General features: G+C 68.4%; 11 protein-coding genes, 2 rRNA genes and 1 pseudogene. 8 read left to right on the top strand and 6 right to left on the bottom strand.

Annotated features, from left to right (window positions below; genetic code table 11):
- The first annotated feature begins 41 nt into the window (after positions 1 to 41).
- The 3 genes from vsr (at position 42) to C1N91_RS05700 (ending at position 1531) form a co-directional block, all read left to right on the top strand.
- Positions 42 to 491 carry a DNA mismatch endonuclease Vsr gene (gene vsr, locus C1N91_RS05710; RefSeq protein ID WP_254678358.1) on the top strand — a complete coding sequence of 150 codons (450 nt, stop codon included), beginning with the start codon at positions 42 to 44 and terminating at the stop codon, positions 489 to 491.
- A 126-nt stretch (positions 492 to 617) separates the two neighbouring features.
- Complete coding sequence (locus tag C1N91_RS05705; protein WP_137766959.1) at positions 618 to 1055, top strand: TlpA family protein disulfide reductase; 438 nt, start codon at positions 618 to 620, stop codon at positions 1053 to 1055.
- Positions 1052 to 1531 carry a DUF4395 domain-containing protein gene (locus C1N91_RS05700; RefSeq protein ID WP_137766958.1) on the top strand — a complete coding sequence of 160 codons (480 nt, stop codon included), beginning with the start codon at positions 1052 to 1054 and terminating at the stop codon, positions 1529 to 1531. The genes C1N91_RS05705 and C1N91_RS05700 overlap by 4 nt, the downstream gene beginning before the upstream one ends.
- 99 nt (positions 1532 to 1630) lie before the next feature.
- Here the strand turns inward: C1N91_RS05700 and C1N91_RS05695 are convergent, their stop codons facing one another.
- The 4 genes from C1N91_RS05695 to C1N91_RS05680 form a co-directional block, all read right to left on the bottom strand.
- The gene (locus C1N91_RS05695; RefSeq protein WP_137766957.1) at positions 1631 to 2563 is read right to left on the bottom strand and encodes an NADP-dependent oxidoreductase; all 933 of its coding nucleotides are present in this window, start codon (positions 2561 to 2563) and stop codon (positions 1631 to 1633) included.
- 75 nt (positions 2564 to 2638) lie between these two features.
- Positions 2639 to 3061, bottom strand: a complete 423-nt coding sequence (locus tag C1N91_RS05690) for a hypothetical protein (protein ID WP_137766956.1) — start codon at positions 3059 to 3061, stop codon at positions 2639 to 2641.
- A gap of 15 nt (positions 3062 to 3076) precedes the next feature.
- Complete coding sequence (locus C1N91_RS05685) at positions 3077 to 3382, bottom strand: hypothetical protein (protein WP_137766955.1); 306 nt, start codon at positions 3380 to 3382, stop codon at positions 3077 to 3079.
- Entirely contained in the window at positions 3375 to 4217 is an 843-nt protein-coding gene (locus tag C1N91_RS05680; protein ID WP_137766954.1) for a hypothetical protein, read from the bottom strand. The genes C1N91_RS05685 and C1N91_RS05680 overlap by 8 nt, the downstream gene beginning before the upstream one ends.
- Positions 4218 to 4402: 185 nt before the next feature.
- On the opposite strand from C1N91_RS05680, the pseudogene C1N91_RS05675 reads away from it, so the two are divergent.
- From C1N91_RS05675 to C1N91_RS05655, 5 genes and pseudogenes are all read left to right on the top strand, one after another.
- Positions 4403 to 6871 (top strand): annotated as a pseudogene (locus tag C1N91_RS05675) (ATP-binding cassette domain-containing protein).
- Between the two features lie 426 nt (positions 6872 to 7297).
- Positions 7298 to 8143 carry an ABC transporter ATP-binding protein gene (locus C1N91_RS05670; protein WP_137766953.1) on the top strand — a complete coding sequence of 282 codons (846 nt, stop codon included), beginning with the start codon at positions 7298 to 7300 and terminating at the stop codon, positions 8141 to 8143.
- Positions 8140 to 8955 (top strand): ABC transporter permease, encoded by an 816-nt coding sequence (locus tag C1N91_RS05665; protein WP_137766952.1) that lies wholly within the window; start codon positions 8140 to 8142, stop codon positions 8953 to 8955. The genes C1N91_RS05670 and C1N91_RS05665 overlap by 4 nt, the downstream gene beginning before the upstream one ends.
- Before the next feature lie 52 nt (positions 8956 to 9007).
- Entirely contained in the window at positions 9008 to 10207 is a 1200-nt protein-coding gene (locus tag C1N91_RS05660; protein ID WP_137766951.1) for a sensor histidine kinase, read from the top strand.
- Entirely contained in the window at positions 10204 to 10830 is a 627-nt protein-coding gene (locus C1N91_RS05655) for a response regulator transcription factor (RefSeq protein WP_137766950.1), read from the top strand. Before C1N91_RS05660 ends, C1N91_RS05655 begins: the two co-directional genes overlap by 4 nt.
- A 110-nt stretch (positions 10831 to 10940) precedes the next feature.
- On the opposite strand, the gene rrf is transcribed toward C1N91_RS05655, so the two are convergent.
- A 5S ribosomal RNA gene (gene rrf / locus C1N91_RS05650) occupies positions 10941 to 11057 on the bottom strand.
- A 138-nt stretch (positions 11058 to 11195) separates the two neighbouring features.
- Positions 11196 to 14326 (bottom strand): 23S ribosomal RNA (locus C1N91_RS05645).
- Between the last annotated feature and the right edge of the window lie 149 nt (positions 14327 to 14475).

Below are 14475 nucleotides of genomic sequence, written 5' to 3'. Positions count from 1 at the left end.
ACGGTGGTGCCGCGGCGAGGGTCTTGTGCGACCGTCGCGATGTGGAGCAGTGGGAAGCAGACGACGCGCGCCGCCGACACATGGCGCGGTTCGGCCGACGGGACACCGCACCCGAGCTCGCCGTCCGACGTGAACTCCATCGCCGCGGCCGTCGGTTCTTCGTCGACCGGCAGGTGAGCCGACGCTGTCGGGTCCGCCCCGACCTCGTCTTCCCCCGCGCCCGGGTGGCGGTGTTCGTGGACGGCTGCTTCTGGCACCTCTGCGAGGAGCACACCCACCTGCCGAAGGCGAACGCCGAGCTGCGGCGCCGGAAGCTCCTCGCGAACCGGCTGCGCGACGCTCGGAACCAGGCGATCCTCACGGCCGAGGGCTGGCGCGTCGTCCGCTCGTGGGAACACGACGACCCCGCGACGGTCGCAGACCAGGTCGAGCACGAACTCGACCGCTGGAGCGCCATCGTCACGGGGCACCCGGGGCGGAGGCGATCGTGACGGCACCGTGTCGGAGACGTCCCGGCCCCAGCCCTCAGCGAACATGTCCATGGCCCGCAGGAGATCCCATCCGTCACACCAGGTCACGGTGTCGCGAGCGTCGCCGGTCAGGCGTACGGTCACCGCATGACCGTCGGAGCAGCGATCGCCGTCCTCGTGGGGGTGCTCGCCCTCGCGACCGTCCTCGGCCTGGTCCTCCGACGCCAGACGGGGCGTGCCCGCAGCACGGCTGCACTCGGAGCCGATGACCTCGCTGCCGCCGAGGACTACGGCACCACAGCGACGCTCGTCCAGTTCTCCACGCCCACCTGCGCACGCTGTCCCGCAACCCGGCGACAACTCGACGTCCTCACCGACCGGCACACGGGGGTCCGTCGCATCGAGGTCGACCTCGCCGAACGCCCCGACCTCGCGGAGCGCTTCGACGTCATGCAGACACCGACAGTCCTCCTCCTCGACGCGCAGCGAACCGTGCGGACACGCTTCGGCGGGCCGCCCCGCCCCGCGGAACTCACTGCCGCCCTCGACTCCGTCCTGACCGCCGACTCCCCGGAGACACGATGACCACCACGAACGACACCGCGCGCGGGATCGACCCCCGCTCCCCTCGCTTCGGCGCCGCGATCACGACGGTGCTCCTCGCCGCGACGATCGTCCTCACCCTCGTCCCCGCGACGTGGCCCGTCGGCATCGTCCTGCTCGCCGTGATCGTCGTGCTCTTCGGTGTCGGCGGCATCGCCGGGATCCGCCGCCATCCCTACGGTGCGATCTTCCGCCGGTTCGTCCGCCCGCGGCTCGGTCCGCCCGCCGAACTCGAGGCGCCGGAACCCCCGACCTTCGCGCAGCGGGTCGGCTTGGTCATCACGGCACTGGCCCTCGTGCTGGCAATGGTCGGTGTGCCGTACGCCGCACCGGTCGGTGCCGCGATCGCGCTCGTCGCCGCGTTCCTCAACGCCGTCTTCGACGTCTGCATCGGGTGCCTGATGTACGTGTGGCTCGTCCGGGTCGGCCTGTTCCGTTCGGGGCGACCAGCGGCCTGACGGCCGTGTGTCGGACGGGAGGCGCGGTACCAGCCGGTACCGCGCCTCCCGTCCGTACTGGGCCTGTTCACGACACGTGGACGCGACCGCGACCGTCCCTCACCAGGTCAGTACGAACCGCCCGCGCGTCCCACCGGCGGCCAGCCGCTCGTGCGCCTCCGCGGCCCGCGAAGCGGGCAGCACCTCCGCCACCCGCGGGGTGAGGACCCCGTCCTCCACGGCCTGCCGCAGCTCCTCGAGCAGGTCGAACGAGGTGTACTCCGAGAACACCATGATCCGCTCGAACCGGATGCCGCGGGCGCCGTTGCCCTCCCAGCCTCGGACGTCCGCGAAGAACCCGCCGTCCCGTACCGCGTCGACGACCTCGTCCCGCTGCACCGCGGCGTCGGCGAGCGCGTCGACCCCGTCGTGCTCGATACCCCGGACGGCCGCCGCGAACCCATCACCCCGCCGCACCATGTGGTACGGCCCGAGGGAACGTACGAGGTCCTCGTCCTTGGGTGCTGCGTCGGCGATGACCGTGATGCCGCGCTTCTCCGCGAGCTGCACGACGTAGTTGCCGAGCAGCCCGGCGGCCCCGGTGACGGCGAGCGTGTCGCCCTCCGCCAGATCGGCGCGCGCGAGGATCTGCAGCGCGGTCAGCCCGTTCATCGGGATTGTCGCGGCCTCCTCGATCGACAGGCCTGCCGGGATCCGCGTGAAGGAGCCAAGCGGTGCGACGAGGTGCTCGACGTAAGCGCCGCCGTGCTCGGACAGCGGCAGGGCGATCGCCATGACCTGGTCACCGACCTGCCAGTCATGCACGTCGGGTCCGACCTCGTCGATCACCCCGGCGGCGTCCATCCCGGGCACGTACGGCGGCGAGGCCTCGGACGAGTCCCGCTGCCCCTCACGCACCCCGGTGTCGGTGGGGTTCACGGCGAACGCCTGCACCTTGATGCGGACGGTGCCGGGGCCAGCGTGCGGCTCCGGGACCTCGTGGACGGCGAGGGCTTCGGGCCCTCCGAACGTTTCGACTCCGACGACCTTCATGCCCTCCGGTCTACGCGCGCCGGAGCGCGCGGACTCAGCGGACGTTGCAGGAGCGAACACCCGCGGGAGCGACCGCTACGACACGACTTGTGCGAACTGGAGGACGAGCATCGGCAGGAGCGTGCAGACGCCCAGCAGCATGACGACAGCACACACGGCCGGCACCGCATCGCCCGTCGGCCGGCCGAGCCGCTCCTGCCGCCGAACGCGCAGCAACCCCAGGGCGGGTACCCCGACGCCCATGAGCACGGCGATCACGCCCAGGAGGAGCCTGCCACCGTCGGGCCACTGGCTCGACGAGGGGCCCGACGTGGACAGGATCGACGCCAGTGCCAACGACCACCCGATCAGGAGCGAGACGATGCTGCCCGCGATCCACCCGGTGCTCGCGAGGTCCTCGCCGCCAGGCTGCGCCTCGCCCGGCTGCGCCTCGCTACCCGACTGGCCGACGTCCCCCGGCTGACCCTCACCCCTGGTCCCGCTGTTGTCCGTCGTCATGGTTCCCCCTCGACCTCAGCTCCACGTCCGCACCGCCACCACCACCGCGACCGGCAACGACACGGCGAGCACGATCCCCACGACGATCGCCAGCGTCCGCAGCACCCGGAACCCCTGCTGTCCGACCCAGATCAGGAGCAGGATCGCCGCGATGTAGAGCGGCGGCACGAACAGCAGCGGCACGAAGCCGAGCCCGGTCCACTCGACGAGCGCGCCGGCGAGCACCTCGTACACGGTGCAACCGGCCGCCACCACGAGTGCGACCCACGCGCCGACCGATGCGCGACGTGCTCCAGGACCGACCGTCACGTGCTCACTCATCTTCGTCGTAGCCGTCGCCGGGCCCTCCGGCCAGGCAGGTCGTCTCGACCATCACGTCACCCGAGGTCCGGGTCACACCCGCGTTCCCCTCCGCGAGCCAGTCGTCACCGACCACCCTGATGTCCCACCCGAGCGGATCGGCGTCACGGAGTCCGGCGTCGAGGAAGACCTCGCGGACCGGAGCCAGACGCCCTTCGGCCTGGTCCTGGGGCAGGAGGTCGGCCTTGCGCTCCGCCTCGGTCTGCGGCTCGTCAGCCGCGTCGGCATCGGCGGGGAACGACCACCGCCACGTGTACTCCGTGCCCTGCTCGAGGTTCGACAGCGGGCACCCGCGCGGGAACTGCACGACGTCTCCGCTCTCCGGGTCGCCGCCCATCGCCCGCACGGCGCGCTCCCCCACGTCCGCGAGGTCCTGTTCTGCCTCTGCCTGCGTCCGGCTCGTCTCGCGCGGGGTCAGGGGCTGCGCCCGCTGCTCCTCTTCCTCCGCCCAGGCCTGCCCGATCCTGACGGTCGGGTAGCCGAGCGACACCGCAGCGAGGACCACGAACACCGCACAGCCCACCGGCCCGACCAGCGTCACCGCCCGGTCCCGCCGCCGCTGCACCAGCAGCAGGACCAACCCGGCCAGCGGCACGCCGACACAGACGACCGTGACGACGGCACTGCCGATCGTCTGGCCCGCGAGCGAGTGCGTCGACATCCCGGCACCGTTGTACCCGGCGAGCGCGACGAGCAGCCACGCCACCCACCCGGCGGGCAGCAGCAGCCCGCTCGCCACGATCCACCAGATGCCGTTCCGCCGCCTCGGCGGCGACCACGCGACGTCGTCGACCATCGATCCCCCGTTCCCCGGGACCACCGTACCGACCGACCGGCCGGGAGGCACGTGCCCAGCCCGCCCCGTGCCTCCCGTCCGCACGTGCCGGCCGGGAGGCACGCTGCCGGCCCGCCCCGCGCCTCCCGTCCGCCTCGCGGTCGCCTCCGGAACACCGGCCGACACTTCCGCCTACGCTCGAACGGATGCCCGCACCGCACCACCCTGCCGACCAGCCGCCGTCCCACGACGGGTTCATCCGCGTCCGCGGCGCCCGCGAGCACAACCTGCAAGACGTCGACGTCGACATCCCCCGCGACCGCATCGTCGCCTTCACGGGTGTCTCCGGCTCCGGCAAGTCGAGCCTGGCGTTCGGCACGGTTTTCGCCGAGGCACAGCGGCGGTTCCTCGAGTCCGTCGCCCCGTACGCCCGCCGGCTCATCGCCCAGGGCAGCACCCCGCACGTCGACGAGATCACCGGCCTACCCCCTGCCGTCGCCCTGCAGCAGCGCCGCGGAGCCCCGAGCACCCGTTCGACCGTCGGCACCCTGACGACGCTGAGCAACTCGGTCCGCATGCTCTACTCGCGCGCCGGCACCTACCCCGAGGGCGCCGAGCAGCTCTACTCCGACTCGTTCTCGCCGAACACCGTCGCCGGTGCGTGCCCGCGCTGCCACGGCCTCGGCACGGCACACGAGGTGACCGAGGCTTCGGCGGTGCACGACCCGTCGCTGTCCATCCGTGAGGGCGCGATCACCGCCTAGCCCGGCGCCTGGCAGGGCAAGAACCTCCGCGACGTGACGGCGGTGCTCGGCTACGACATCGACCGGCCGTGGCGGGAGCTCCCGCAGGAGGACCGCGACTGGCTCCTCTTCACCGAGGAGCAGCCGGTCGTCGAGGTCCACCCGAAGCGCGACCGCGTGGCGAAGCCGTACAAGGGCCGGTTCTGGAGCGCGCGGCAGTACACGCTGCACACCTTCGCCGACTCGCAGAGCGAGACCCAGCGGAACAAGGCCCTGCGCTTCGTCGAGTCCGGTCCGTGCCATTTCTGCCACGGCACCGGGCTGACCCGGGCCGCCCTTGCGGTGACGTTCGGGGGCCTGTCGATCGCCGCGTTCAACGCGCTGCCGCTCGCACAGGTGGCCGAGGTCCTGCGCCCGGCAGCCGAGCTGACCGACCCGTCCCCCGCACAGAGCCGGGTGACCTCCGGGGAGCGGTCCGAGGTCGCGAAGTCGATCGCCGCGGACCTGCTCGGCCGGATCGAGGTGCTCGTCGGGCTCGGCCTCGGGTACCTCGGGCTCGACCGTGCGACACCAACGCTCTCGCCCGGTGAGACGCAGCGCCTCCGGATCGCGACGCAGCTCCGGTCGGGGCTGTTCGGCGTGGTGTACGTGCTCGACGAGCCGAGCGCGGGCCTGCACCCGGCCGACGCGGAGTCCCTCGTGCAGGTCCTCGACGACCTCCGCGCGAGTGGCAACAGCGTCTTCGTGGTCGAGCACGACATGGACATCGTCCGGCGGGCGGACTGGATCGTCGACGTCGGCCCCGGCGCCGGGTCGGGCGGTGGACGCGTGCTGTACAGCGGCCCGCCCGAAGGACTCGCGGACGTCCCGGAGAGCGTCACCCGTCGGTACCTGGAGCCCCGGACCGAGCCCGTGCAGCACGAGCAGCGCGACCCCGTCGGCGTGCTCGAGCTTCGCGACGTGACGCTGCACAACCTGCGCGGCGCCGGCGCCGGCACCGGCACCGGCAGCGGCGGCACGACCGGTCGCGGGCTCGACGTCAACCTGCCCCTCGGTGTGATGACCGCTGTGACGGGCGTCTCCGGCTCCGGCAAGTCCTCGCTCGTCGGCGGCGTCCTGCCGGCGGTCGCGACACAGCACCCGCTCGTGACCCGCGTCGTCGAGGTCGACCAGAAGCCGATCGGTCGCACACCCCGGTCGAACCTCGCGACCTACACGGGGATGTTCGACGCGGCGCGCCAGGCCTTCGCCGCAACCGACGACGCACGCGAGCGCGGCTGGACCGCCGGCAGGTTCTCGTTCAACGTCGAAGGCGGCCGCTGCGAGGTGTGCCAGGGCGAGGGCTCCGTCTCCGTCGAGCTCCTGTTCCTGCCGGGCAGCTGGGCGCCGTGCCCGGAGTGCCACGGCGCCCGGTACAACGCCGAGACCCTGCAGGTCCGACGCGACGGTTCGACCATCGCCGACGTCCTCGGCATGACCGTCGACGAGGCATCGGACGCCCTCGCCGACCTGCCCGCCGCCGCCCGCGCGCTGGACGCCCTGCGGAGCGTCGGCCTCGGCTACCTGCGCCTCGGGCAGCCAGCGCCCGAGCTCTCCGGCGGCGAGGCCCAGCGCATCAAGCTCGCGACCGAGCTGCAGCGTGCCCGGACGGGCCACACGCTCTACCTGCTCGACGAGCCGACCACGGGCCTGCACCCGGCGGACGTCGAACTCCTCACCGCGCAGCTCCAGCGGCTCACCGACGCGGGCAACACCGTCGTCGTGGTCGAGCACGTCATGTCCGTCGTCGCGCAGGCCGACCACGTCATCGACATGGGCCCGGCAGGCGGTGACGAGGGCGGTCAGGTGGTGGTCTCCGGCACCCCGAGCGAGGTCGCGGCGTCCGCCGCGAGCCGTACCGCGCCGTACCTGCGGGCCGCCCTCGGGTCCTGACCGGGGGCAGCCCGGTCAGCGGGACCACGGAGGCGAACGCCGTGGCGACCACACAGACGGCCCCATCGCCGACCACACCGGTCAGCGCACCGCACGGACGGGAGGCGCGCGACCAGCCCGCCCCGCGCCTCCCGTCCGTCCGCCACCCGCGTCCACGTTCACTCCCGAGCAGGTCCCGACGGGGACACGGTTCCCCGCGCGGCAACTGACGATCCTGGTTCGCGGAACCCGTGTCGCGCGAACCAGGATCGTCACGACGCGGACGAGATCGAGCATCCCAGCGAGCCGTCCGACGCGCTGGGTGCGGAACGGCTCCGCCAGGGTCGGGCCAGCCGGCTCGGCCGAACGCCGCATCCTCCGATCGGAGGATGCACGTCCGCCCACTCCTCCGATCCGTCGGCGGCGCCGGCCGACGAGGCTGGACGCATGTCCACCTCACCGGCCGTGACGGTCGAGCACCTCACGAAGCAGTACCCCGACGGCAAGCGGGCCGTCGACGACATCTCCTTCACGATCGAGCAGGGCGAGACCTTCGCGCTGCTCGGGCCGAACGGCGCCGGCAAGTCCACCACGGTCGAGATCCTCGAGGGGTTCCGCTCCCGCACCGGCGGCGAGGTCCGCGTCCTCGGGCACGACCCCGCGCACGCCAGTCGCAGCCACAACGCCCGCGTCGGCATCGTCCTGCAGACCAGTGCCGAGTCCCCGAACGTCACCGTTGCCGAGCAACTGCAGCACTTCCGCCACCTGTACCCGCGGAGCCGCCCCGTGGACGAACTCCTCGCCGCGACCGGACTCGAGGCCCAGCGCAACACCCGCATCAGCCGCCTGTCGGGAGGGCAGCGCCGCCGCGTCGACGTCGCCCTCGGGATCATCGGCCGGCCCGAGGTCCTGTTCCTCGACGAGCCGACCACGGGCTTCGACCCCGAAGCCCGTGGGCAGTTCTGGCAGCTGATCCGCAGCGTCCGCGACGAGGGCACCAGCGTCCTGCTCACCACGCACTACCTCGACGAGGCCGCGCACCTCGCGGACCGCGCCGCCGTGCTCGCCGGCGGTCGCCTGCTCGACGTCGCACCGATCGACGCGATCGGCGGACCGGACGCACGCACACCCATCGTCCGGTGGCAGGACGACACCGGAGCACGGCACGAGCGCCGCACGCCCGACCCGACCACCCTGGTCCGGAGCACGACGGCCCCTATGCACGCACTCGAGGTCGTCCGCCCCTCGCTCGAGGACGTCTACCTCACCATGATCTCGGAGCACGCAGCATGAATCCCGCACCCGGCATCCGCCTCGGCGCCCACCGCATCGCGTACGAACTCCGGTCGTACTTCCGCGCGCCGGACTCGGTCTTCTTCACCTTCCTCTTCCCGATCGTCATGCTCGCGCTCTTCTCGGTGGCGTTCAGCAGCGCCGCCGACATCCAGGCGGGCCCGGGCGTCAGCGTCGACTACGCCACCTACTACCTGCCCGGGCTCGTCGCCACGGGCTTCCTGCTCTCCGGCACGCAGTCCCTCGGCGTGGACATCGCCGGCGAGCGCAGCGACGGCACGCTCAAGCGTCTGGGCGGCACGCCGCTGCCGGTCGTGAGCTACTTCGTCGGCAAGATCGGCATGGTCCTCGTGACCTCGATCGTGCAGACCGCGCTGCTCCTCCTCGTCGCGGGCGTCGTCTTCGGCGTCGACCTGCCCACCGACGGCGGTGCGTGGGCCCGGTTCGCCGGTCTCGTGCTCCTGGGCGTCGCCACCGCGAGCGTCCTCGGCATCGCGATCTCGGCGCTCCCCCGCGAGGGCCGCCGCGCCACCGCCACGATCGTCCCCGTCGTCCTGGTCCTGCAGTTCATCTCCGGTGTGTACCTCCCCTTCACCCAGCTCCCTGACTGGCTGCAGACCGTCGCGAGCGTGTTCCCCCTGCGCTGGATGGCGTCCGGGATGCGCTCGGTGTTCCTGCCGGGCGCGTTCGCGTCCGCCGAGCCGGGAGGCGCGTGGCACCTCGGACTCGGAACCCTCGTCCTGGCAGCATGGCTGGTCCTCGGCACCGTCGCCTGCCTCCTGACGTTCCGGTGGAACCGGCGAGACGGGTGATGGGGCTGTGGAGGAACCGCGCAACGGCCGCAGTCGATGGGATGCTGTCGGCATGGACCGGATCACCAGGCACCGCAACTGGGGACTGCACGTCGCGGTCGCAGTCGCCGTCGCGCTCGTGTCGGTGATCGCCGCGACCGACTGGTCGCCCTGGCCGTCACGCTGGCCGGCCTTCGTCGCCCTCGGGTTGCTCGCCCTGGCGTACGTGACGTACGGCTGGCGTGGGTACGACGAGCCCCGCGCCGCAGCGGCGTTCGTGCCGTTGCTCGTGGTCGTCGCCCTCGTCCTGCCCGCGGTCGTCCCGAGCACCGCGTTCATCCAGTCCGTCCTGTTCCCCGTGGCGTGGTGCCAGGTCGAGCGCATCCGCACCGCCGTCTGGGTCTCGGTCGCGATCGGCATCGCGTCGGGCGTCGGCCTGCAGATCGCATCCGGCCCGGACGCCCTCGGCGGCACGGTCCTGATCGAGGCGATCAGCGTCCTCGGCGCATGCGCGCTCGGGCTCTGGATCTTCCGGATCGCCCGACTGTCCGACGAGCGCCGCAGGCTCATCGAGCAGCTCGAGGCGACGCAGCATTCGCTCGCTGAGGCGAACCGCGCTGCCGGCGTGACCAGCGAGCGGGCGCGGCTGGCGCGGGAGCTCCACGACACCGTGGCGCAGGACCTCGCCGGGATCGTCATGCTCACCGAGCGCGCCCGGGGCGACCTGACCGGCGACCGACTCGACCGCTTGCACGACCGCCTCGCCGTGCTCGAGGAGTCGGCCCGAACCGCGCTCGAGGAGTCCCGCACACTCGTCGCAGCCGGTGCCGCCGGTGTCGCGAGCGACGGACTCGGCGCCGCGCTGCACCGCCTCGGCGAACGCTTCGGACGCGAGACCGGCACACCGGTGCGGGTCGAGGCGTCCGACTGCGCGCTGGACCGCGACGCGCAGGTCGTGCTGCTCCGTGTCGCGCAAGAGGCGCTGGCGAACGTCCGAGCGCATGCCGCGGCGTCATCGGTGCAGGTCGTCCTGCAGGTCGAGGACGGCCGCGCCGCGCTCCGTGTCGCGGACGACGGCGCCGGCTTCGACCCGACCCTGCCCACCGCCGGTCACGGGCTCCGCGGGCTCCGCGAACGACTGGCCCTCGCGGGCGGCACCTGCACGATCACGAGCGACGCCGGAGGCGGCACCGTCGTCACCGTGGACCTGCCCACCGGGGCCGAGCCGCGCCTCCCGGCTGTCACATCAGCGCCGACCGAGGTGACCCGGTGATCCGGGTCGTCGTGGCGGACGACCACCCGATCGTCCGCGCAGGCATCGTCGCCCTGCTGCAGGACGCGGACGACGTGCAGGTCGTCGGGCAGGCCAGCGATGGCGAGGGCGCCGTCGCGACGGCCCTGGCGGAGCGCCCCGACGTCGTGCTCATGGACCTGCGCATGCCCGGGTGCACCGGTGACGAGGCGACGGCGCGCATACTCGCCCGCGAGCCCGACATTCGCGTGCTCATCCTCACCACGTACGAGTCCGACGACCAGATCCTCGCCGCGATCGAGGCCGGCGCGTCCGGCTACCTGCTCAAGGCCGCGCCGGAGTCCGAGATCCTCGCCGGGCTGCGGGCGACCGCGCGGGGTGAGACCGCCCTCGCTCCCTCGGCGGCTGCGGCGCTCGTCCGCCGGACGACCGCGAAGGTGCCGCTCGGCCCGGCACTGAGCCCACGCGAGCTCGAGGTGCTGCAGCTCGTCGCACAGGGGAACTCGAACCCCGCCATCGGCCGCGCGCTCTTCGTCAGCGAGACGACGGTGAAGACGCACCTCGGGCACGTGTTCGAGAAGCTCGGCGTGAACGACCGCACCCGTGCCGTGACCCGCGCGATGGAGCTCGGCATCCTTCGCTGAGCGAGGCCGGGCAACGCCCCATGAACTGCCCACAGTTCGAAATGCCCGGAGAACGCAGGAAACCCCTGACCGTGAACGGTCAGGGGTTTCCTGGTGTTGCTGAACGTTGAGTCCGGCGGCGTCCTACTCTCCCACAAGGTCCCCCTTGCAGTACCATCGGCGCTGAGAGGCTTAGCTTCCGGGTTCGGAATGTGACCGGGCGTTTCCCTCTCGCTATGACCACCGGAACACTGTCGACCCAGATCCTGGATCAAACCATTGTTCCTTCAGAGCATTGCTGAAGTATTCAGTTTGATTCCCGATCGTCTGTCGGGAACCACAAAGTGGACGCGAGCCCCCCACCCGAAAGTGTGGGTAATAGTTGTGTTGTCAAGTCTTCGGCTTATTAGTACCGGTCAGCTCCACGGGTCGTTGGTCCCCGCTTCCACATCCGGCCTATCAACCCAGTAGTCTGCTGGGAGCCTCTCACACTCAAGGTGCATGGAAATCTCATCTCGAAGACGGCTTCCCGCTTAGATGCTTTCAGCGGTTATCCGGTCCGAACGTAGCTAATCAGCGGTGCCCTTGGCAGAACAACTGACACACCAGAGGTTCGTCCATCCCGGTCCTCTCGTACTAGGGATAGATCTTCTCAAATTTCCAACGCGCGCAGCGGATAGGGACCGAACTGTCTCACGACGTTCTAAACCCAGCTCGCGTACCGCTTTAATGGGCGAACAGCCCAACCCTTGGGACCTACTCCAGCCCCAGGATGCGACGAGCCGACATCGAGGTGCCAAACCATGCCGTCGATATGGACTCTTGGGCAAGATCAGCCTGTTATCCCCGAGGTACCTTTTATCCGTTGAGCGACAGCGCTTCCACAAGCCACTGCCGGATCACTAGTCCCGACTTTCGTCCCTGCTCGACCTGTCAGTCTCACAGTCAAGCTCCCTTGTGCACTTACACTCGCCACCTGATTGCCAACCAGGTTGAGGGAACCTTTGGGCGCCTCCGTTACTCTTTGGGAGGCAACCGCCCCAGTTAAACTACCCATCAGGCACTGTCCATGAACCCGATCAGGGTCCTACGTTAGACATCCAAAGTGACCAGAGTGGTATTTCAACAATGACTCCACGAACACTAGCGTGCCCGCTTCACAGTCTCCCACCTATCCTACACAAGCCACTCCGAACACCAATACCAAACTGTAGTAAAGGTCACGGGGTCTTTCCGTCCTGCTGCGCGTAACGAGCATCTTTACTCGTAGTGCAATTTCGCCGAGTTCGCGGTTGAGACAGCTGGGAAGTCGTTACGCCATTCGTGCAGGTCGGAACTTACCCGACAAGGAATTTCGCTACCTTAGGATGGTTATAGTTACCACCGCCGTTTACTGGGGCTTAAATTCAGAGCTTCGCCGTAAGGGCTAACCCTTCCTCTTAACCTTCCAGCACCGGGCAGGCGTCAGTCCGTATACATCGTCTTGCGACTTCGCACGGACCTGTGTTTTTAGTAAACAGTCGCTTCCCACTGGTCTCTGCGGCCTTCAACGCTCAACAACGAGAAGTCGTGTCACGTGTCCGGCCCCCCTTCTCCCGAAGTTACGGGGGCATTTTGCCGAGTTCCTTAACCACGATTCTCTCGATCTCCTTGGTATTCTCTACCTGACCACCTGAGTCGGTTTCGGGTACGGGCGGCTGCAACCTCGCGTCGATGCTTTTCTCGGCAGCATAGGATCACTGATTTCCCCTTGACGGGTACGCGTCGGATCTCAGGCACGCAGACGACGGATTTGCCTATCGTCAGCCCTACATCCTTACACCAGGTTCACCTTACGGATACCATCGCCTGGCTCAGCTACCTTCCTGCGTCACACCTGTTCATACGCTAGCCGCACCAGCATGGGGTCGAGCGTTAGACCGGACACCATCACCCCGAAGGGATCCGGATGTACCGGGTTAGGACTCTTAGCACCACTGGATTAGCTTGGGCGGTTGTTCGCCGGTACGGGAATATCAACCCGTTGTCCATCGACTACGCCTGTCGGCCTCGCCTTAGGTCCCGACTTACCCAGGGCGGATTAACCTGGCCCTGGAACCCTTGGTCTTTCGGAGGACGGGTTTCTCACCCGTCTTTCGCTACTCATGCCTGCATTCTCACTCGTGTGGCGTCCACGGCTGGATTCCTCCGCCGCTTCACTCGCCACACGACGCTCTCCTACCACTCCGCACGACTGAACCACGAAGGCTTGTCTGTGTGCGAAATCTACAACTTCGGCGGTGTGCTTGAGCCCCGTTACATTGTCGGCGCGGAATCACTTGACCAGTGAGCTATTACGCACTCTTTCAAGGGTGGCTGCTTCTAAGCCAACCTCCTGGTTGTCTGTGCAACTCCACATCCTTTCCCACTTAGCACACGCTTAGGGGCCTTAGTTGGTAGTCTGGGTTGTTTCCCTCTCGACGATGAAGCTTATCCCCCACCGTCTCACTGCTGCGCTCTCACTCACCGGCATTCGGAGTTTGGCTGACGTCAGTAACCTGTTGAGGCCCATCGGCCATCCAGTAGCTCTACCTCCGGCGAGAAACACGCAACGCTGCACCTAAATGCATTTCGGAGAGAACCAGCTATCACGAAGTTTGATTGGCCTTTCACCCCTATCCACAGCTCATCCCCTCCATTTTCAACTGAAGTGGGTTCGGTCCTCCACGACGTCTTACCGTCGCTTCAACCTGGCCATGGATAGATCACTTCGCTTCGGGTCTAGGACATGCGACTGTATCGCCCTATTCAGACTCGCTTTCGCTACGGCTGCCCCACACGGGTTAACCTCGCCACATATCACTAACTCGCAGGCTCATTCTTCAAAAGGCACGCCGTCACCCCTACAAGGAGGCTCCGACGGTTTGTAAGCAAACGGTTTCAGGTACTATTTCACTCCCCTCCCGGGGTACTTTTCACCTTTCCCTCACGGTACTTGTCCGCTATCGGTCATCTGGGAGTATTTAGGCTTATCAGGTGGTCCTGACAGATTCACACGGGATTTCTCGGGCCCCGTGCTACTTGGGATACACATCCGGCCATGACACCATTTCGTCTACGGGGCTGGCACCCACTACGGCCCGGCTTTCAAACCGGTTCGACTATGATGCGCTGTAACCGCCCCAGTCCGGCAGAACTGAGCGACGTGTCCCACAACCCCGACCATGCAACGCCCGCCGGCTATCACACATGATCGGTTTAGCCTCATCCGCTTTCGCTCGCCACTACTCACGGAATCACATGTTGTTTTCTCTTCCTGTGGGTACTGAGATGTTTCACTTCCCCACGTTCCCTCTACCCGCCCTATATATTCAGGCGGGAGTCACCAGGTCGACAAGTCGCCTGGCGGGGTTTCCCCATTCGGAAATCCTCGGCTCACAGCTCGATTATCAGCTCCCCGAGGCTTATCGCAGATTTCTACGTCCTTCTTCGGCTCCAGATGCCAAGGCATCCACCGTTTGCTCTTAGAAACTTGACCACAAAGATTAAAATTGCGATCGACTCGACACCCGACCACCCCCGAAAAGAGATGATCACCGTCTCGAGCGATCTAAGATGCTCGCGTCCACTGTGTAGTTCTCAACATACGATCGGCACCACACTCCCCGAACCAACCGGTTCGCTTCA

It is taken from the genome of Curtobacterium sp. SGAir0471 (genome assembly GCF_005490985.1).
In the GTDB taxonomy this organism is placed as follows: Bacteria; Actinomycetota; Actinomycetes; order Actinomycetales; family Microbacteriaceae; genus Curtobacterium.
This window is presented reverse-complemented; position numbering and strand designations above follow the sequence as displayed.